This is a genomic window from Flavobacterium pygoscelis, from assembly GCF_023162025.1.
In the GTDB taxonomy this organism is placed as follows: Bacteria; Bacteroidota; Bacteroidia; order Flavobacteriales; family Flavobacteriaceae; genus Flavobacterium; species Flavobacterium pygoscelis.
Map to the genome: position 1 here is coordinate 20,020 of NZ_JALNUB010000010.1, position 20,650 is coordinate 40,669.

The 20,650-nt window shown below is 31.2% G+C and carries 13 protein-coding genes; 10 read left to right on the forward strand and 3 right to left on the reverse strand.

Annotated elements, in window-relative coordinates; translation table 11 throughout:
* Nucleotides 1-10 precede the first annotated feature (10 nt).
* On the forward strand, nt 11-1,132 hold the full coding sequence (locus tag MW871_RS13925; protein WP_210646864.1) for a GTP cyclohydrolase: 1,122 nt from the start codon (nt 11-13) through the stop codon (nt 1,130-1,132).
* Between the two features lie 72 nt (nt 1,133-1,204).
* On the opposite strand, the gene MW871_RS13930 is transcribed toward MW871_RS13925, so the two are convergent.
* Together MW871_RS13930 and capB are read right to left on the reverse strand one after the other, a co-directional pair.
* The gene (locus tag MW871_RS13930; protein WP_248429073.1) at nt 1,205-1,666 is read right to left on the reverse strand and encodes a hypothetical protein; all 462 of its coding nucleotides are present in this window, start codon (nt 1,664-1,666) and stop codon (nt 1,205-1,207) included.
* A 152-nt stretch (nt 1,667-1,818) separates the two neighbouring features.
* Nucleotides 1,819-3,081 (reverse strand): cysteate-C-fatty acyltransferase, encoded by a 1,263-nt coding sequence (gene capB / locus MW871_RS13935; protein ID WP_188051603.1) that lies wholly within the window; start codon nt 3,079-3,081, stop codon nt 1,819-1,821.
* 496 nt (nt 3,082-3,577) lie between these two features.
* Between capB and MW871_RS13940 the strand changes: the two genes are divergently transcribed.
* The 8 genes from MW871_RS13940 (at nt 3,578) to MW871_RS13975 (ending at nt 15,743) form a co-directional block, all read left to right on the forward strand.
* Nucleotides 3,578-4,363, forward strand: a complete 786-nt coding sequence (locus MW871_RS13940; protein ID WP_248429074.1) for an NYN domain-containing protein — start codon at nt 3,578-3,580, stop codon at nt 4,361-4,363.
* A 150-nt stretch (nt 4,364-4,513) separates the two neighbouring features.
* Complete coding sequence (locus tag MW871_RS13945) at nt 4,514-6,022, forward strand: FMN-binding glutamate synthase family protein (protein ID WP_248429075.1); 1,509 nt, start codon at nt 4,514-4,516, stop codon at nt 6,020-6,022.
* 100 nt (nt 6,023-6,122) lie between these two features.
* Nucleotides 6,123-7,451 (forward strand): aldehyde dehydrogenase, encoded by a 1,329-nt coding sequence (locus MW871_RS13950; RefSeq protein ID WP_248429076.1) that lies wholly within the window; start codon nt 6,123-6,125, stop codon nt 7,449-7,451.
* A gap of 870 nt (nt 7,452-8,321) precedes the next feature.
* Nucleotides 8,322-9,104, forward strand: coding sequence for a hypothetical protein (locus MW871_RS13955; RefSeq protein ID WP_248429077.1), 783 nt, complete (start codon nt 8,322-8,324; stop codon nt 9,102-9,104).
* Nucleotides 9,105-9,232: 128 nt separating this feature from the next.
* Entirely contained in the window at nt 9,233-12,637 is a 3,405-nt protein-coding gene (locus MW871_RS13960) for a PAS domain S-box protein (protein ID WP_248429078.1), read from the forward strand.
* A 72-nt stretch (nt 12,638-12,709) separates the two neighbouring features.
* The gene (locus tag MW871_RS13965) at nt 12,710-13,243 is read left to right on the forward strand and encodes a response regulator (RefSeq protein ID WP_248429079.1); all 534 of its coding nucleotides are present in this window, start codon (nt 12,710-12,712) and stop codon (nt 13,241-13,243) included.
* A gap of 80 nt (nt 13,244-13,323) precedes the next feature.
* A complete protein-coding gene (gene ypfJ / locus MW871_RS13970; protein ID WP_248429080.1) occupies nt 13,324-14,184 on the forward strand; it encodes a KPN_02809 family neutral zinc metallopeptidase in 861 nt (286 codons plus the stop codon).
* 245 nt (nt 14,185-14,429) lie between these two features.
* Nucleotides 14,430-15,743, forward strand: coding sequence for a DEAD/DEAH box helicase (locus tag MW871_RS13975; RefSeq protein WP_248429081.1), 1,314 nt, complete (start codon nt 14,430-14,432; stop codon nt 15,741-15,743).
* 59 nt (nt 15,744-15,802) lie between these two features.
* On the opposite strand, the gene MW871_RS13980 is transcribed toward MW871_RS13975, so the two are convergent.
* The gene (locus MW871_RS13980) at nt 15,803-17,338 is read right to left on the reverse strand and encodes a YifB family Mg chelatase-like AAA ATPase (RefSeq protein WP_248429082.1); all 1,536 of its coding nucleotides are present in this window, start codon (nt 17,336-17,338) and stop codon (nt 15,803-15,805) included.
* A 273-nt stretch (nt 17,339-17,611) separates the two neighbouring features.
* On the opposite strand from MW871_RS13980, the gene MW871_RS13985 reads away from it, so the two are divergent.
* Nucleotides 17,612-20,602, forward strand: a complete 2,991-nt coding sequence (locus tag MW871_RS13985; RefSeq protein ID WP_248429083.1) for an amidohydrolase family protein — start codon at nt 17,612-17,614, stop codon at nt 20,600-20,602.
* Nucleotides 20,603-20,650: the final 48 nt, after the last annotated feature.

The following is a 20,650-nucleotide window of genomic DNA, read 5'->3' on the forward strand; positions in this document are numbered from 1 at the left end:
AAAAAATAGCATGATTACAATTGAAGAAGCAAAAACGAAGAAGGAATTAAAAGAATTCATAAAATTTCCCTTTACATTATATAAGAACAATAAAAATTTTGTTCCACCATTGATATTAGATGAGCTCGAGAGTTTTGATAAAATAACAAATCCCGCTTTTGAAACGGCAGAAGCCTATTTTTACGTTGCTAAAAAAAATAATGAAATAGTAGGAAGAATTACCGCCATCATTAACTGGAGTGAAGTAAATGATCAACAAAAAAAGAAGGTACGTTTTGGTTGGTTTGATGTAATTGACGATATTGAAGTTACAAAAGCACTTTTAGAGAAGGTCTATGAACTAGGTCGAAAACACAAGTTGGATTACGTAGAAGGCCCTATGGGTTTTTCTAACCTTGACAAAGTAGGCGTATTAACAGAAGGATTTGATGAAGTAGGAACAATGATTACATGGTATAACAGTCCTTACTATGCTACACATTTTGAACAGTTGGGTTACGTTAAAGAAAAAGAATATATTGAAAGTAAGTTTCCTTTTGAAAACGTAAAACCTGAGTTTTTTGAAAAAGCGAATGATTTAGTAAAAAGAAGGTATCAGTTAAGACCTCTTAATTTTAAAACTACCAAAGAAGTAATGCCACTTGTGGACCAAATGTTCGATCTATTTAATAAATCTTACGCTTCTTTATCTACTTTTGTAGCTATTTCTGACACACAAAAAGAATATTTCAAGAAAAAATACATTAGCTTCATCAATCCTGAATTTATCAAATTTGTAATTGACAAAGACGATAACATTGTAGCATTCAGCATCGTTATGCCCTCTTTTACAGAAGCATTGCAAAAAGCAAATGGAAAGTTATTTCCCTTTGGCTTTTTACATTTGTTAAGAGCGAAAAAACAAAGTAAAGATGTGCTTTTTTATCTTATAGGTGTACTTCCAGAATATCAAAATAAAGCAGTTACGGCTGTTATATTTAAAGAATACTACGAAACTTTTAAAGAAAAGGGAATCATTAATTGCTTTAGAACGCCTGAGTTAGCGGATAACGCTGCTAGTATTAATTTATGGAAACACTTTAATACAGTGGTACACAAAAGAAGATGTACCTACAAAAAAAGTTTAAACTAGATGATATAAAAAATCCCATTCACAAATTGTCAATGGGATTTTTTAATTATAAACTTTAAATTAAAAAAAAGACTACTTACACGCTGTTTTTGCCAATACTAATTTTCCATCAAACATTAATTTTTTCTTATCTTTAAATTTTACTTTTCCTTTATTATCATCAACGGTTTCACCAAAACCTTCAATATAATTATTACCTTCCTTTAAAAAAACAACTTCACGCACAGATAAAACACCTTCTGAGGTAAAAGTATAGTCTGCAAAAAGTGTATCTCCTTTTAACTGTCCAACAATCGAACCTTCATTTTTATCTTTTTCATAAAAATTATAAATTAAATTACCAGAAATCAGTTGATTCCCTTCAAAATTCAAATGCATTAAAACACTATCTTTTTTAATAACACCCAAGTAACATTCCGGAGTATTTACTTTTTTGATAGTATTTTTTTCTAGTTGGAGTTGATGGTCTTTACTTTCCTTTTTACACGAAATAAAGAAACTTATTAGTACGGCGCTAAAGATTATTTTTTTCATATTTTTTATTTAGAGTTCAATAAAGATAGATTATTCAATATGGATTTTAACAAAAAAATCCATTCTTTGAAGAATGGATTTTTTTTAAAATTACAGCTTTAAAAATTTTATTTTTATAAAATTAATTTTCTAGAGATTTTAACGAATAAAATTTAAGCGTCTAAATCTACTTTGGTTTTAGAAGCAATTTCTTTGTAAGTTCCGTTTTCTAATTTTTCACGAATGGCTTCAAAAGCAGTTAAAGTTTGATCAATATCTGCTAATGTATGCGGTGCAGTAGGAATTACTCTTAATAAAATCATTCCTTTTGGAATTACAGGATAAATTACAATAGACAAGAAAATACCGTAGTTTTCTCTTAAATCATTTACCATAACCATCGCTTCGGGCACACTCCCTTCTAAATAAACAGGTGTTACACAAGTATTTGTATCTCCAATATTAAATCCTTTACTTCTTAATCCGCTTTGTAATGCATTAACATTTTCCCATAATTTATCTTTCAATCCTGGGTTATCACGCAACAATTGTAAACGTTTTAATGATCCAATAGTTTGAATCATTGGCAATGATTTTGCAAACATTTGAGAGCGCATGTTGTATTTTAAATAATCGATAATATCTTTATCAGCAGCTACAAACGCACCAATATTTGCCATCGATTTAGCAAAAGTAGAAAAATAAACATCGATATCATCCTGAACTCCTTGCTCCTCACCTGCTCCAGCACCAGTTTTACCTAAAGTACCAAAACCATGTGCATCATCAACTAGCAAACGGAAATTATATTTTTGCTTCATAGCAACAACTTCTTTCAATTTTCCTTGCTGACCACGCATTCCAAAAACACCTTCTGTGATGAATAAAATTCCTCCACCAGTTTCTTCAGCTAATTTTGTTGCACGTTGCAGGTTTTTCTCCATACTTTCCACATCGTTGTGGCGGTAGGTAAAACGTTTTCCCATGTGCAAACGAACTCCATCTATAATACAAGCATGAGCGTCAACATCATAAACGATCACATCGTTTTTAGTAACTAAAGCATCAATTATTGACACCATTCCTTGGTATCCAAAATTCAATAAATAAGCGGATTCTTTCATTACGAAATCTGCCAATTCATTTTCTAACTGCTCGTGGTATTTAGTTTGTCCGCTCATCATACGAGCTCCCATTGGGTAAGCTGCGCCATATTTAGCCGCTGCTTCAGTATCAACCTGACGCACTTCTGGGTGATTAGCAAGTCCTAAATAATCATTCAAACTCCAGTTCAAAATATCCTTTCCACCAAACTGCATTCTTGGACCTAGTTCTCCTTCTAATTTAGGAAAAACAAAATAACCTTCTGCTTGAGAAGCCCATTTTCCTAAAGGTCCTTTATTGTTTTGAATCCTTTCGAATAAATCTTTTACCATAATATATTAAGTAATAATTTTAATTTTAAGAAGTTGCAAAATTAATTATTTAAATCGTATAAAGGACTTGAAAATAAATTTATTTTTCGATGCTAAATTTAATCCTAAGCAACAGTAATATTCATGTAAACTATATCTTATAATCAAAATAAAAAATACTGCAAAGGCTTTGATAATGGCATAAAATTAAATGGAATTTCTTTCTTTAATTTTAAAAAAAACTCCTGCAGTTTGTAAATTTAGAAGAAACAGAACATAAAAATGCACTTTAAATTTAAATTTTATCAAATTAATTTTTCTAAAAGAGCGCTAATAAGCAAAGTTTTATAAATTGTTAAATATCAAAAATCTTACTATTAAATTAAAAAAAGAAAGTCAATTCAATTGAAAAATGTTTTAATAATTTGGTTAATAGAATTACTACTTAAAAAATAAAAATACCAATTAAAATATTTATTTTTACCCTAAATCTGAGAATAAACCAACACGAATATAAATGTCACAAGATACAAAAGAATTAAAATTAGCTGTTTTGATTGATGCCGATAACGTTCCTTACAGCAATGTAAAAGGAATGATGGAAGAAATAGCTAAATTTGGAACACCAACTACTAAGCGTATTTATGCGGATTGGACTAAACCTAATGCAGGTGGGTGGAAAAGTGTTTTATTAGAACACGCTATTACTCCCATACAACAATATAGCTATACTGTAGGTAAAAATTCTTCTGATTCGGCAATGATTATTGATGCCATGGATTTATTATACTCTGATAAAGTAGATGGTTTTTGTATCGTATCAAGTGATTCTGACTTTACCAGATTAGCTATTCGTTTGAGAGAATCAGGAATGAAAGTAATTGGTATAGGAGAGCAAAAAACTCCAAATTCTTTTATTGTTGCTTGCGATCGATTTATTTACATCGAAGTTTTAGATGGAGCTATTAAGAAAAAAGCTAAAAAACCTACTATAGATAATAAAAAACCAATTGGTAAACCAGTTGAAAAACCAGTTGAAAAATCATTAAATAAAGTAGACGTACACACTATAGAACTTATAGAAACTACAATCGAGGATATTTGTGATGATGATGGTTGGGCATTTCTAGGAGATGTTGGAAACCTAATCGTAAAAAGAAAACCAGAATTTGACCCTAGAAATTATGGCTTTGCAAAATTAACTCCTATGTTGAAATCATTAACCGAAATCCTAGAAATAGATGAAAGAGATTCTGATAAAAAAGGAATTAAACATGTTTATGTTCGCCTGCGTTTCAGTTAATCTATTTTTTAAAACAGTATTATAAAAAGCTTCTTTCTAAACAGTAAGAGCTTTTTTTTTATAAAAGAATTAAATATTTATAAATAAAGTCTTTAAAATAAAAAAAGATTTAATTTTCTTAGTATTTTAGAGGATTAAACAAAAAATGAAATGAGAAATAAATTTTTTATTATAGGAATATCTATTTTAGTGCTAACTACAATTGTCTATATTTTATATGATGTTGGATTGGTTTTTATGGTTATTCTAACCTTAATATTGCTGGTAGGATACGCCAATACAATACAACAAAAACATGCTATTCTTAGAAATTTTCCAGTATTAGGTTATTTTAGATATTTATTTGAAATGATAGCTCCAGAAATTCAGCAGTATTTTATAGAACGTACTACTGATGGAAAACCTTTCTCTAGAAACCAACGTACAATTGTATATCAAAGAGCAAAAAACATTGATGCAACCACTCCTTTTGGAACACAATTAGACATTAACCAATCAAATTATGAAGGCATAAAACATTCTATATTTCCAACTGTTGTAAATGAAGAATTGCCTCGTGTTTTAGTTGGAGGTCCCGACTGTAAACAACCTTATTCTGCTTCTTTGTTGAATATTTCAGCAATGAGCTTTGGTTCATTGAGTGAAAATGCAATTGTTGCACTAAACAAAGGAGCTTTGAAAGGAAATTTTTATCACAATACAGGAGAAGGCGGATTAACTCAATTTCATCAGCAAGGTGGCGATGTTACATGGCAAATTGGTACAGGTTATTTTGGATGCCGTAACGCAAACGGAGGTTTTGATAAAGATAAATTTACCGAAAAAGCCAATTTGCCTGAAGTAAAAATGATAGAAATAAAACTTTCTCAAGGTGCAAAACCTGGTCATGGAGGAGTTTTACCTGCATCAAAAAACACAGAGGAAATAGCAAAAATAAGAGGGGTAGAACCGCATACAACGATTCTTTCTCCACCAGGACATTCCGCATTTTCAGATACGAAAGGATTAATAGAATTTGTTGCTCAACTTCGCTTATTATCCAATGGAAAACCCATAGGTTTTAAATTATGCATTGGTAAAACGTCTGAATTTGAAGCCATTTGTCAAGAAATGATCACCCAAAACTGTTATCCTGATTTTATTACTGTTGATGGTGCCGAAGGAGGAACAGGTGCTGCTCCGCTTGAGTTTAGTGATGGCGTTGGAATGCCATTTGAACCAGCGTTAATATTCGTTAATAAAACATTAGTCTTTTTTGGCATCAGAGATAGAATTAGGGTGATCTGTAGCGGAAAAATAATTTCAGGTTATTCCATACTTAGAGCTGTAGCTTTAGGAGCAGATATTTGCAATAGCGCCCGTGGTTTTATGTTTTCATTGGGATGTATACAAGCCTTGCGATGCAACACTAACACTTGTCCTACCGGAGTAGCAACACAAGATAGAATGCTTATGAAAGGATTGGTAGTAGCCGATAAATACGAACGTGTTTACCATTTTCATAAAAATACCTTGCATGCAGCCAACGAACTTCTAGCGGCCGCTGGAAAAAATAGTTTTGCAGAAGTAGATATTAATATTTTTATGCGCGGTGATGAATTTTCACACCTTTCTGACTTGTATTTCCCTGACAATTTAAAAAGTGTAACTCGGTATTAAATTATTTAAATAGTTAATATAACTTATAAAAATATAATTTTAAAAATAGCTTGACTCACTAATTAGGAGTTCTTCTATTTAATTTAAACAAAATCTTGAAATGAATCATAAAACAGAAATAAACAACAGAAAAGAATCTTTAAAAAAATTATTGCACATCATAATAGAACAGGAAGATGCTATTATCAAAGCTTTGTATGATGATTTTAAAAAGCCCGCTTTTGAAGCGGTCTTAACCGAAACAAATTATGTAATTAGTGATTTAAAAGAAACTATTAAGAACATCGATTCATGGGCAGAACCCAAAAGAGTTTGGGGTTCTTTGCTGAACTTCCCTTCATCGGATTATATCTATAGTGAACCTTATGGGAATGTATTGATACTTTCTCCATGGAATTATCCTTTTCAATTGGCTCTATGTCCATTGGTGGCTGCAGTAGCTGCGGGAAACAAAGTGACACTAAAACCTTCTGAACTTACACCCAATACATCGGCAATTATATCTAAAATCATACGAGAAACATTTCCGGTACAAGAGGTAGTTGTAATTACTGGAGACGCAACGATTGCAGCAGAATTATTAAAAAAGCGTTGGGATTATATATTTTTTACGGGAAGTGTTGGTGTTGGCAAAATTGTTGCAAAAGCTGCTGCTGAAAACTTAACGCCAGTTACCTTAGAATTAGGAGGAAAAAGCCCTTGTATTATTGATGAAACTGCCAATTTAGAACTGAGCGCTAAAAGAATTGTTTGGGGAAAAATCATCAATGCAGGACAAACTTGTGTGGCTCCAGATTATATTTTAGTACATAAAAAAGTAAAGCAACCTTTTACAAAATTTTTAATTGAGGAGATTGAGAAAGCACTAGGCAAAAATCCAGAAGAATCTGCAGATTTTGCTAGAATAATTAATTTAAAGAACTGGCAGCGTCAATTAAATCTAATTGAAAATCAAAATATTATTTATGGAGGTCGATCAAATAAAGAGTCTCTTTACTTGGCTCCTACCCTTCTTGATCAACCGTCAATGGATAGTTTGGTAATGAAAGAAGAAATTTTTGGACCTGTGCTTCCTATTCTATCCTACGAAACTAAAGAGGATATTGATAAAATTATAACTCAATTTGACAAACCGCTTTCCTTATATTTATTTTCTCAAAATAAATCTTTTACTGACGAAATTTTAAAAAAATACTCTTTTGGCGGTGGCTGTATCAATGACACAGTTATTCACTTGGTAAATCATAGACTCCCTTTTGGAGGTGTAGGAAATTCAGGTATGGGTGCATATCATGGAAAACTGAGTTTTGATATTTTTTCACATAAAAAAAGTGTTGTAAAACGAGGGACTTGGCTTGATGTGCCTTTGCGTTATGCTCCTTATAATGATAAGTTAAAAACCATTCGAAAAGTATTAAAATGGATTTAGACAAATTGATATAAGCTATTTAAAGGACAAAATTAACTATTTCTGGCTAAATCAAATGTTTAATATTAAAACTTGGGTTTAAACAGTTTTATGTTGCTCAGTAATGCTAAATCAAAATTATATAACCAAAAAAAAGAATTGAAAAACACCCTCTTTTTTACTTTAAGCATACTGTCATTATTAATCATAATTGTAACATCTACAATTATGATTAATAGTAACGGCATGAACGATAGGCTGCAAGGTTGGGTAAATTTACTTTGGTTAACATTACCTATTTTGATACTAATAATCGACCGAATTTTTATAAAAAAATATGAAACAAAAAGAGTAAATAAGTTCCAATTCTTGGTGTTACTATTCTTGATGCTAGTTTTTCTTATTAATTACGTCAGACTACAATTACAATCTTAAGTAGCGATATAAAATATAAATAAAATTGACGTTTTAAATTTGATTAAATTTTTAAAAATTAAAAATTAAAAATAGTTCATAAACTTCCTTGATTAAATAGCGATTATTTAAAAAAAACTTGGAATTAAACAGTAAAAATTCCCGATCTAAAGGTTCAAAAACAAGAACTTTAAGTTTGGATGAATAAAAGGAATTTGATTTGTACTTTCATCTCTCTGGATTCTTTTTTAAATAAAATAGAGTGGTATAAATTAAAATACTATTTATAATAGGAGGAGAAATCTTAGTTTATGTGGAATGTTTTGATTCAATGAGAATTAAAAAAATATTACATTTGCCGATTACAACAAAAATGAATATAATTTTAACTCCATAGAGAATTAAAATTATTTAAAATTAACGGAAGAAATTTCAGTATTATTATTAAAAAAACTAAAAACCAATAACAGAACCTTTATGAAAACCAACGTACAAAATCGCTTAGAACAAATTAGAAAGAATGGATACGAATTAGATTTTAGTAAAGTCTTTGAGCATACATTTGAGAATTATAAAAAAATTGCGTTGTATGGAGGTTTGATAATTTTTGTGGGTGTTATTTTATTTAGCATCATTACTTTTGCTACTCTTATAGGAATTTTTGGTGCTCCAGCAATTACAGAATATCTAAAACCTGAAAATTTAAATCTTGAAAATCTTAGCCTAAACACGCTACTCATTATATCAGGAATTAGCGTTTTAATTTCGGCTTTATTGAGTCCGCTTATTGCAGGTTTAATAAAAATGGCTTATTGCGCAGAGAATGATGAGGAATTTCATGTATCAACGATGTTTGGATTCTATAAAGCTCCGTTTTTTTTAGAATTGTTTATCGCTACATTTTTATTTTCATTATTAAACAATGCTATTGGAATAGTTACTATGTACTTCAAAATACCTTTTTTGAGTTCGGTAATTTCAATACTTATTGCATTATTAACCATCATGATGATACCGCTTATTATTTTCGGAAAATTAAAAGCCTTAGAAGCTATAAATGCTAGTTTTCTAATTGTATCTAAACAACCTTGGGTTTTACTTGGACTTTTAGTAGTGTGTTCTATTGGTGTACTGGTAGGATTTATAGGTTGCTGTGTTGGTATTTTCTTTACTTATCCAGTATTATCTTCTTTATATTATGCAATTTACAGTGAAATAATAGGGTTTGAAACCGAAACTGAATTGCAAGAAAAAAGCTAAAAACAAATTTTAAAAAAGAATAAAGGTTGAAATACACCTTAACCTTTGTTCTTTTTTAAAATAATTTCTTAAATTGAAGGCTAAACTTATTTCAAAATTTAATTTTCACAACTCAGTAAATAAAATTTATGGTAATTAACTTTAGTCCTTTATACAGTACTACCAAAGAATTAATTTTATTTTTAATAGTAAACTCTGTTGTTATTACTACCTTATTCATGGTTTTAATTCCAATTTTAATTGTTTTTTTAATTTATAGAATAATTAAAATTAAAACAGGATTAAAAAGTAGTTTAATAGAAAAAAGCACCAAAACTATTACTGAGAAAAAAGAATATCAAGTTTATATCTTATTTTTGGGAGTTATTCTTCCAATTCTAGAAATTACTTTAGAATTTTTAAAAATCAGACCACAAAGTTTATTAATTATTAATTGCAGTTTGGGAATCATTCTACTCCTAATCTATTATGCTAGCACTAAATCTACCTACATATTTAGAAATATTAAAAATATATTTACAGTACTATTTTTAATTTATTTTGTTTCAATTGGCCGAAATATTATCAATTCTACCTCTGATATAGTTCCAATTACCGCTTTTATTGCTACGTTCTACTTTTCTTATACCGTTTTAAAATCTGTAAAATTATATCGGGGTTTTGTAATTGCCGTTTTTATTTATTTTTGGATTCTGTTTGTTTTTGAATTAGTCCCATTAAAAACTGTTTTAGTTTTATTTATTGATTGTTTTGTAATTTTAATCATCAATTATGTTCAATATATATTGTGGTTAAACACCACTGTTAAATCAAATTTTAATGATTTAATCATTAACAAAGGCAATTCACTGATACTCGCAACCAATAAAAAAGGAGAAGTTGTATTTTGCAGTGAAAATGTAAAAACAATTTTAGGTTACGACGTGAATGATATGCTAGGATTAGGATATTGGGAAAAAGCAGAAAATACTAATTTTTACGACAAAAATTATAATATAAAATTTACAGAAGACAGAGTATTTATTAGAACAGTAAAATGTAGCAATGGCGATTATAAATACTTTCAATGGGATGAAAAAAAATTTTCTAATGATTTATTGATCGGTATTGGCCAAGATGTAACGAGTGAAATTCATATAAAAAATCAGTATAAAGATTTAATTGAGAATGCGATTGACATCATTTTTGAAGTAGATAAGAATGGCTATTTTACTTTTGTAAATGAATTTACGATCAAATCCTTAGGATACCAAAATGATGAAATCATAAACAAAAATTACACCTCTTTTATAAGACCTGATTATATTGTCGTTATTACCAACTTTTATCTTAAACCATTAGAAAGTGATCATTATTTTCCTATAATTGAGTTTCCAATATTAAAGAAAGATGGAACTGAACTGTGGATCTCTCAAAAAGTTATTATTCGGAAAAATGAATTTGGAAAAATAATTGCCTATTCTGGTATTTCTCGTGATGTTACCAAATTTAAAGACATTGATCGTGAAAATAGAATTCGCCAACAAAAGACCGAAGAATATAATGAAACAATAAAAAAACTAACAACCACAAATTTCAGTAATTATAAAAACCTAGACGTTAGTGTTATGGAAATTATTGAATCTGCTGCAAAAGTTACTCAGTGTAACCAAGTTAGTTATTGGAAACATACTAAGGAAAAATTAACATGCGAAAATCAGTATAATTTAGAGACAGATAGCTATACAAAAGGATATGTTATAACAAAGGAAAATTATCCTATTTATTTTGAAGCAATTCAAAACAACACGCATATCAGTGCGTATGATGTTTCAGAAAAATTAGAGTTTTCTGAATTTAAAGAAAGCTATTTTGAACAATTTAACATTAAATCACAACTTGATATTCCAATTTTTATAAATGGAGAATTATCTGGAGTCATTTGCTTTGAAACCTCAGAAAATTATAAAAACTGGGACAATGATGATATTATTTTTGCTAGAACCATATCCGATTTAATCTCGTTAACCGTTATTTCTCAAAGTCGTTACGATGCCGAAAAGAAACTGGAATATAAAAGTGAACTTTTATCGGCAATGACACACTGTACCGAGAAATTCTTGAATAGCAATGATATAAGTGCAATTTTTTCAGATGTTCTCATCATCATGGGAAAAGCAACCAAGTCACACAGAGCCTATTATTATGAAGATGATAATAACCAAAAGACAATAAGTCAAAAATACAGATGGGTTATTCACAATAAAAAATTAACGGAAAATAATATTAATCTTCAACATATTCCTCACGCTTTTTTTGAGGAATTGCTTACTCCACTTTTAAACAATAAACCATTTGAATCTAGGATTTCAGAAATTAAAAACGTTTCGTTAAGAAGTAAACTTGAAAGTTTAGATGTTGTGTCTGTAATATTATTTCCAATTATCATTAAAAATAAATTTCATGGCTTTTTAGGATTTGATAACACACAAGAAGAAAAACATTGGAACGAAGATGAAGTGAACATCTTGCAAACATTGGCTCGAAATATTGCCTCCTCTATTGAACGCATCACTAATGAAACAGCAATATATGAAAGTGAAGAGAAATTTAGACTTTTAGCGAATAATATACCTGGAACTGTTTATCTATCTAATTACGATGAAAACAACACCAAGATTTACATAAACGATAAAATTGAAAAATTGACCGGTTATCCTAAATCAAGTTTTATTGATAATGAATTATCATTCATTGATTTAATTCATCCTGAAGATAGATTAAACACAATAGCGGCTCAAAAAAGAGCCATTGACAGTAAAAGTCCTATTCATTTAACTTATCGAATTGTACATAAAGACAAACACATCATTTGGGTAGAGGAATTTGGGGATACAATTTATAAAGATGGTAAAATTGCTTTCTTAGAAGGCATATTTATCGACATTACGGAGCGAAAAAAAGCAGAAACAGTTGTTCAAGAAAAAGAATTAGCAGAAGCGGCCAATAAATCGAAATCAGAATTTCTAGCCAATATGAGCCATGAAATAAGAACTCCGTTAAACGGAATTATTGGTTTTACCGATTTGTTGATGAAAACGAATCTTGGAAAAATTCAAGAAAAATACATGACTACCATCAACCAATCTGCACATTCTTTACTGGATATTATCAATGACATTCTTGATTTTTCTAAAATTGAAGCTGGTAAATTAGAGTTATACATTGAGAAAAATGATATTCATGAACTATTAACCCAAGTAATAGATCTTATTTTATATGAATCAAGCCAGAAAAAACTGAATTTAGAACTTATAATTGCTCCTAACATTCCTAAATATTTTTGGTTAGATAGTGTACGTTTAAAACAAATTTTAATTAATCTTTTAGCAAATGCTGTAAAATTTACCGAAAAAGGATCTATAAAATTAGAGGTAACTCTACTTAAAAAAATAGATGAGAATAAAGACAGAATTCGATTTTCGGTAATTGATACTGGGATAGGAATATTGGAAGAAAATAAAAAGAAAATATTTAAGGCCTTCTCACAATAAGATAGCTCGACTACACGAAAGTTTGGAGGAACAGGTTTGGGATTAACAATTTCTAACCAACTTTTAGGTTTAATGAGTAGCCAGTTAGAACTAGATAGTGCAGTAGGTACCGGAAGTATTTTCTATTTTGATTTAGAGATACAAACCAATAATGACTTGTCGGAAAGTATCATTGCAACTGAATCTGATAAAAATAGTATAGAAAATGAAACTAGTATTGTACGAAGTATAACTAAAAATATTACCGTATTAATTGTCGAGGATAATAAAGTAAACATGTTGCTTTTAAAAACGATTATTAAAAATTTACCTCTAAAAACAACTGTATTTGAAGCCATAAATGGAAAAGATGCTGTAGAGCAAATTGAAAACATTAATCCTGATATTGTCTTTATGGATATTCAAATGCCAGTGATGAACGGTTATGAAGCTACAAAAATAATTCGTCAATCTAAAACTAAAGCAAATGTTCCTATTATTGCAATAACTGCAGGCACAGAGAGAGAAGAAAAAGATAAATGTATTGAAGCGGGAATGAATGATTACATTCCGAAACCAATTATTAAGGGTATTATTGAAGAAACCATCCAAAAATGGGTTATGTAACCAAAAAAAAATATTTTTATTCTTTTAAATTATGTAGTTTTATAAACACAAAGCGTATTTACAAACAAAAAAATTAATTTATGAAATGGAGTGGCAGACGTCAAAGCGATAATCTAGAAGACAGAAGAGGAATGTCGTCAGGAGGTAAAACAGTTGTTGGTGGAGGAATAATTGGTATTGTTATTTTGTTATTAAATGTTTTCGGCGGTGAAAATGGTCAGATGGTCGGTAATATTTTAGAACAAACACAAGGAACTCAAACAACACAAACCGAACAAAGAGAATTAACTGCTAAGGAAAAAGAAGAAAAACAATTCATAAACGCTATTTTAGTTGATACTGAAGATGTTTGGTCAAAAATATTCGCAGAAAACAACTTACAATATAAAAACCCTAAATTAGTATTATTCCAAAATGCAGTAGAAACAGCTTGTGGAAATGCTAGTTCTGATTCAGGTCCGTTTTATTGTCCCGGCGATCAAAAAGTCTATATGGATTTAGCTTTTTTTGAAGAACTAAAAACAAAATTTGGTGCTCAAGGAGGAGATTTTGCAACAGCTTACGTGATTTCTCACGAAATAGGACATCATGTACAAACCTTATTAGGAACCTCTGATAAAATGAGACGAATGCAACAAGGCAAAAGTCAAGCTGAAGCCAATAAATTATCTGTAGCCTTAGAATTACAAGCTGATTTTTATGCTGGAGTATGGACGCATTATAATCAACAAATGAATAATTTCCTAGAAGATGGAGATATAGATGAAGCTCTAAGCGCTGCTCAAGCTGTAGGAGATGATGCCATTCAGGCTAAAATTCAAGGACATATCGTTCCAGAATCATTCACCCATGGAACATCTGCTCAACGCAAAGCTTGGTTTATGAAAGGTTATAAAACAGGAGATATCAAGCAAGGAGATACTTTTGCAGAAATAAGATAAATGGTTTAGCAGACAAATAATTATAAAATCGGGCATTATAACCCGGTTTTTTTTTGGTTTTAACCAAAGCAAATATTGCATTAATAAAGTATTGTAATTCAAATTTACAAGGAGAGGAGAACTTCTATTGGCATTATAAACAAACAAATAATAGCAAACAAAAACACATCGGAAAATTAGCACTACCTTTGCGCCAAATTAAAGAAGTAAACCAACTAATTGTGTTTGCTTCATAAACACCATTTATGTCATTTAGCTCATTAGGATTATCTGATGCTTTACTTAAAGCAATCAGCAAAAAAGGATACACAACACCTTCCCCAATACAACAAAAAGCAATTCCACCCGTATTAGAAGGAAAAGATGTTTTAGCATCTGCCCAAACAGGAACAGGAAAAACAGCAGGTTTTACATTACCTATTTTACAATTATTATCGCAAGGTCAACAGTTAAGACATAGACCTATTCGTGCTTTGATCCTAACGCCCACAAGAGAATTAGCAGCACAGATACTTGCTAATATCAAAGAATATAGTGAATATTTATACTTAAAAAGTACTGTAATTTTTGGAGGTGTCAACCAAAACCCACAAGTAACACAACTACGTCAAGGTGTAGATATTTTAGTTGCCACTCCAGGTCGTTTAATCGATTTGCAAAATCAAGGTTTAATATCCCTTGCAAAAGTTGAAATCTTAGTTTTGGATGAAGCAGACAGAATGCTGGATATGGGATTCTTAAGAGATATTGAGCGCATATTGAAAGTTTTACCTTCAAAAAGACAAAATTTACTATTCTCGGCTACATTTTCTAGAGACATCAAGAAATTAGCAATGGGTATTTTGCACAATCCTGTGCAAGTGGAAGCAACTCCAGAAAACACTACTGTTGATGCTATCATTCAAAAAGTATATCCGGTTGCCAAAGAGAAAAAAACAGAACTAATAATTAAATTGATTACAGAAGGAAACTGGAAGCAAATTTTAGTTTTTACACGTACAAAGCAAGGCGCAAATAAACTTTGTGAAAGTATGATTGAATCTGGAATCAAAGCAGCTGCTATACATGGTAATAAAGGCCAAGGTGCACGTACCAAGGCATTAGCTGGTTTTAAAGATGGAAGTTTAACTGCTTTAGTAGCAACTGATATTGCTGCTCGTGGTTTAGATATTCCTTTATTACCCCATGTTGTCAATTTTGAATTGCCTAATATTCCAGAAGATTACGTTCACCGAATTGGTAGAACCGGAAGAGCTGGAGCAAGTGGAGAAGCTGTTTCTTTATTCAGTCCAGATGAAACTGTTTTTTTAAGAGATATTGAAAAATTGATTGGTATTAGATTGCCAATGGAACAAATCGCAGGATTTGAACCAGATCCTAATGCCTCAAAAGAACCGATAAAACAAGGACAAGGAAGACAACAACGAAATTCTACTCCAAGAACTCCAAAGTCTACCAATACAACTAAAACAGAAAATACCACTAGAAGTAATAATAGTTTTGGTCCGAGACGCCCAAGTGCGGGTAACGATAGACGTTCTAACGAACGAAGAAGTTAATAAAGAATATTGTCAAAAAAAAAAGTCCACGTTTTAAACCGTGGACTTTTTTTTGATTATTAACCCAACCATCCATCTCTATCTAAACTTCTATACTGTATCGCTTCAGCTATATGACTCGAAATAACTGTTGGCGCAGCATCAAGATCAGCGATAGTTCTTGCCACTTTCAAAATACGATCGTAGGCTCGAGCTGAAAGGTTCAGTCGTTCCATTGCTGTTTTTAATAGTTGTTTAGAAACATCATCAAGCGCACAATGTTCCCTAATGTGTTTGGTATTCATTTGGGCATTATAATGAATATGATCCATTTGTTCAAATCGTGCGGTTTGAATTTCACGCGCTGCCGTTACTCTTTCACGAATCGCTACACTACTTTCTGCTTTTTGATCATCTGATAATTTTTCGAAAGGAACTGGAGTCACTTCTATATGAATATCAATTCTATCTAATAAAGGTCCTGAAATCTTACTTAAATACCGTTGCATTTCATGTGGAGAAGAGGTTTGTGGTGCATCTGGATCATTAAAAAAGCCACTTGGACTAGGATTCATACTTGCCACCAACATAAACGAAGAGGGATAAGTAACGGTAAACTTAGCTCTCGAAATCGTTACTTCGCGATCTTCTAATGGTTGGCGCATTACTTCTAAAACATCGCGTTTAAACTCTGGCAATTCATCAAGAAATAAAACCCCATTGTGCGCCATCGAAATTTCTCCTGGCTGCGGATAACTTCCTCCCCCGACAAGAGCAACATTTGAAATAGTATGATGCGGACTGCGGAACGGACGTTGATTCATTAAGCCTACTTCTTTCAGTTTTCCGGCTACACTATGAATCTTTGTAGTTTCTAAGGCTTCGCGCAAAGTCATTGGTGGTAAAATACTAGGTAATCTTTTGGCTAACATTGTTTTTCCTGCACCAGGCGGGCCTATTAATATGATATTATGACCTCCGGCTGCCGCAATTTCCATACACCGTTTGATACTTTCTTGTCCTTTTACATCAGAAAAATCAAATTCAGGAAAGTATAAAGTCTTATAAAATTCGGCACGCGTATCAATCGTTGTGGGTTCCAGAGTGCCTTTTCCTTCAAGGAAATCAATGACTTCTTGCACATTCTCAACGCCATAAACATCAAGACCAGCGACAATCGCTGCTTCTTTTACGTTTTGTTTTGGAAGAAAAAAACCTTTAAAACCTTCTTCTTTAGCTTTGATTGCAATTGGTAAAGCACCACGTATAGGCTGTAAACTCCCATCAAGCGAAAGCTCGCCCATAATAATATATTTGTCTACTTCATCTGCTTTTATTTGACCTGATGCTACTAATATTCCTATCGTTAAAGTCAAATCATAGGCAGAGCCTTCTTTACGTAAGTCGGCAGGAGCCATATTTATAGTGATTTTTTTTCCTGGCATAGCATAGCCGTTATTTTTCAATGCGGCTGCAATTCGATAGCTACTTTCTTTAATCGCATTATCTGGCAAACCAACTAAATGATATCCAATGCCTTTGTCTATATTTACTTCAACGGTAATTGTTGTGGCTTCAACCCCAAAAACAGCACTTCCAAAAACTTTAATTAGCATAGTTTCTTATTTTGAATCTAAAAATAACTAAAATTTTTAATTATTAGTACAAATCTTTCAAAATATAAAATTGATTAAATTGATCTTTTTTAAAATTTAAACTATGGCATAAAATTTAGTGTTTTATTATAATTACTGTATAAATAAAGGTGTTTTAAAGGAAATAAATACAATATGTGCATTTTTAAATAAAATTTTACAGTAATTATTAAAAAATAATTGGTTAAACATTAACATTTTAATACTTTTAGGAATTAATTACAAAACTATATTATGAAAAAAACCCTACTTCTACTCATTTTCAGTTTTTTACTGCCAAAAATTTACGCACAGGAATATTTTCCTAATAATGAAGGCGTACCAAACAAAAACACAAATTTTACCGCCTTTACCAACGCAAAGATTTATGTTTCACCGACTCAAGTTATTGAAAAAGGAACACTAATAGTACAAAATGGTAAAGTAATTGCAACGGGAACAAATATTGAAATCCCTAAAAATTGCACAACTGTAAACCTTGAAGGAAAATCTATTTATCCCTCCTTTATAGATATGTATTCTAGTTTTGGAATTGAAAAACCAAAAAGAAATACAGAAAGAAATCCGTTATACGATACCAAAAGAACTGGTTTCTATTGGAATGAAAGTATTCGTTCTGAAGTGAATGCGTATGAAAATTTCACCTATGATGAAAAGAAAGCAGAAGAACTATTAAAAGCAGGTTTTGGAGTTGTAGGCACTCACGTTCCAAACGGAATTGCCCGCGGAACGGGTACATTGATAGCGTTAAATAACTTTGATAAAAGCAGTCAATTGTTATCGGACAAAATAACCAATCATTTTGCTTTTACTAAAAGTCCTACTACAAACCAAGCCTATCCTAGTTCCTTAATGGGAATGATGGCCTTATTACGTCAAATGTATTTTGATTTAGACTGGTACAAAAAAGGAAATGCGACAAATAAAGATTTATCATTAGAAGCATTGTCTAATAATGAAAAATTAATACAAATATTTGCTTCAGAAGACAAATTGAATAGTCTAAGAGCTTCAAAAATAGCAAAAGAATTTGGTTTAAATTACGTTCTGAAAGGAAACGGAAATGAATTTGAAAGAATTCAAGAAATCAAAAAAACGAATGCTAAATTTATCATTCCAATCGATTTCCCTGCAGCTTATGATGTTTCAGATCCAAATCAAGCCGATCAAATGGAATTGAAAGATTTGCGTTTCTGGAATCAAGCACCAACTAACCTAAAAATCCTTTCGGATAATGGTATTGTATTCGCTTTAACTACGGATAAGTTAAAGAAAATAGAAGATTTTAGAACCAATCTTTTGAAAGCCATTAAATATGGTTTTGATAAAACAAAAGCACTTGAAGCCTTAACTACAATCCCTGCCGCTATTTTGGGGAAAAGTAACGAAATAGGAACTTTAAAAACAGGTAGTTTAGCAAATTTTGTAATTACATCTGGCGAAATTTTCGATGAGAAAACCACGCTATACGAAAACTGGGTTCAAGGAAATAAATTCGTAGTTAATGACATGACTACTAAAGATATTCGTGGTAATTATGATTTAACTATTGATAATGAGAAATTTAAATGGAAAATAGATGGAGAAATTGCTGCACCAAAATCAGAAATCACCACTACAGATTCTAAAAAAATCAAATCAAAACTTACGATGTCTAATAATTGGCTTTCAACGGTCGTAAAACCTAATGACACGTTAAAAACCAATTTTACAAGGCTTATTGGATATGTTGAAAACACACAAGATCTTTCTGGGAAAGCAGTTTTATTTAACGGTACAGAAGTAAAATGGACTGCCACAAAAACAGCTCCTTTTGTAAAAATAGCAGATTCAACCAAAGTAGAAAAGAACAATAGACTTATGCCTATTACTTTTCCTAATGTTGCCTATGGTAATTTAGAGAAACCACAAGCTCAGACTTTACTTTTTAAAAACGCTACTGTTTGGACGAATGAAAAAGAAGGTATTCTAGAAGAAACAGATGTGTTAATTAAAAACGGAAAAATTGCCTCAATAGGAAAAAACATTTCGGATGCTTCAGCAACTATTATAGATGCAAAAGGAAAGCATTTAACGAGTGGAATTATTGACGAACATTCTCACATTGCTATTTCTAATGGAGTAAATGAAGGCGGACACAACTCAAGTGCGGAAGTAACTATTCAAGACGTTGTAAACTCAGAAGATATTAATATTTACAGAGATCTAGCAGGAGGAGTAACCATCTCTCAATTGTTACACGGTTCAGCAAATCCTATTGGTGGACGCTCAGCAATTGTAAAATGGAAATGGGGCGCATCGGCTGAAGAAATGCTTTATAAAGACCAACCCGGATTTATCAAATTTGCTTTAGGAGAAAATGTAAAACAAGCCAATTGGGGAATTACAAATCCAACTCGTTTCCCTCAAACCAGAATGGGAGTCGAACAAGTTTTTACAGATTATTTTCAACGTGCAAAAGAATATGATTTAGCTTGGAAAAAATACAATTCAAGCGGTAAAAAAGAAAAAGAAAAAGCACCAAGAGTAGATTTAGAATTACAAACCTTAGCCGAAATATTAAATAAGGAGCGTTTTATTACTTGTCACTCTTATGTACAATCAGAAATCTTGATGTTAATGAATGTAGCAGATAAATTTAACTTTAAAGTAAACACTTTTACGCACATTCTAGAAGGTTACAAAGTTGCGGATAAAATGAAAGAACACGGCGTGGGAGCTTCGACCTTCTCGGATTGGTGGGCTTATAAGTTTGAAGTAAACGATGCAATTCCTTTTAACGGACCTATTATGCACAATGCTGGAATTGTAGTAGCATACAACTCTGATGATGCTGAGATGTCAAGAAGATTGAACCAGGAAGCTGCCAAAGCAGTTAAATATGGTAATATTTCTGAAGAAGATGCTTGGAAATTTGTAACATTAAATCCAGCAAAATTATTGCATATCGACAATAAAGTAGGAAGTATAAAAGTAGGTAAAGATGCCGATGTTGTATTATGGAATAATAATCCGCTATCTATTTATGCAAAAGCTGAAAAAACCTTAATTGAAGGTGTTGTTTATTATGATAGTAAGAAAGATGAAGAAAATAGAATTGCTATTGCAAAAGAACGAAACGAATTAATTGGTCAGTTGCTACAAGAAAAGAACAAAGGAATGACTACTCAACAACCTAAAAAAACAGAAAAAGTAGCCTATCATTGTGATACTATGGAAGAGTAAATACTGAATTAAAATTTTAGTTTTTGTCTTTACACCAGATGCAACTGA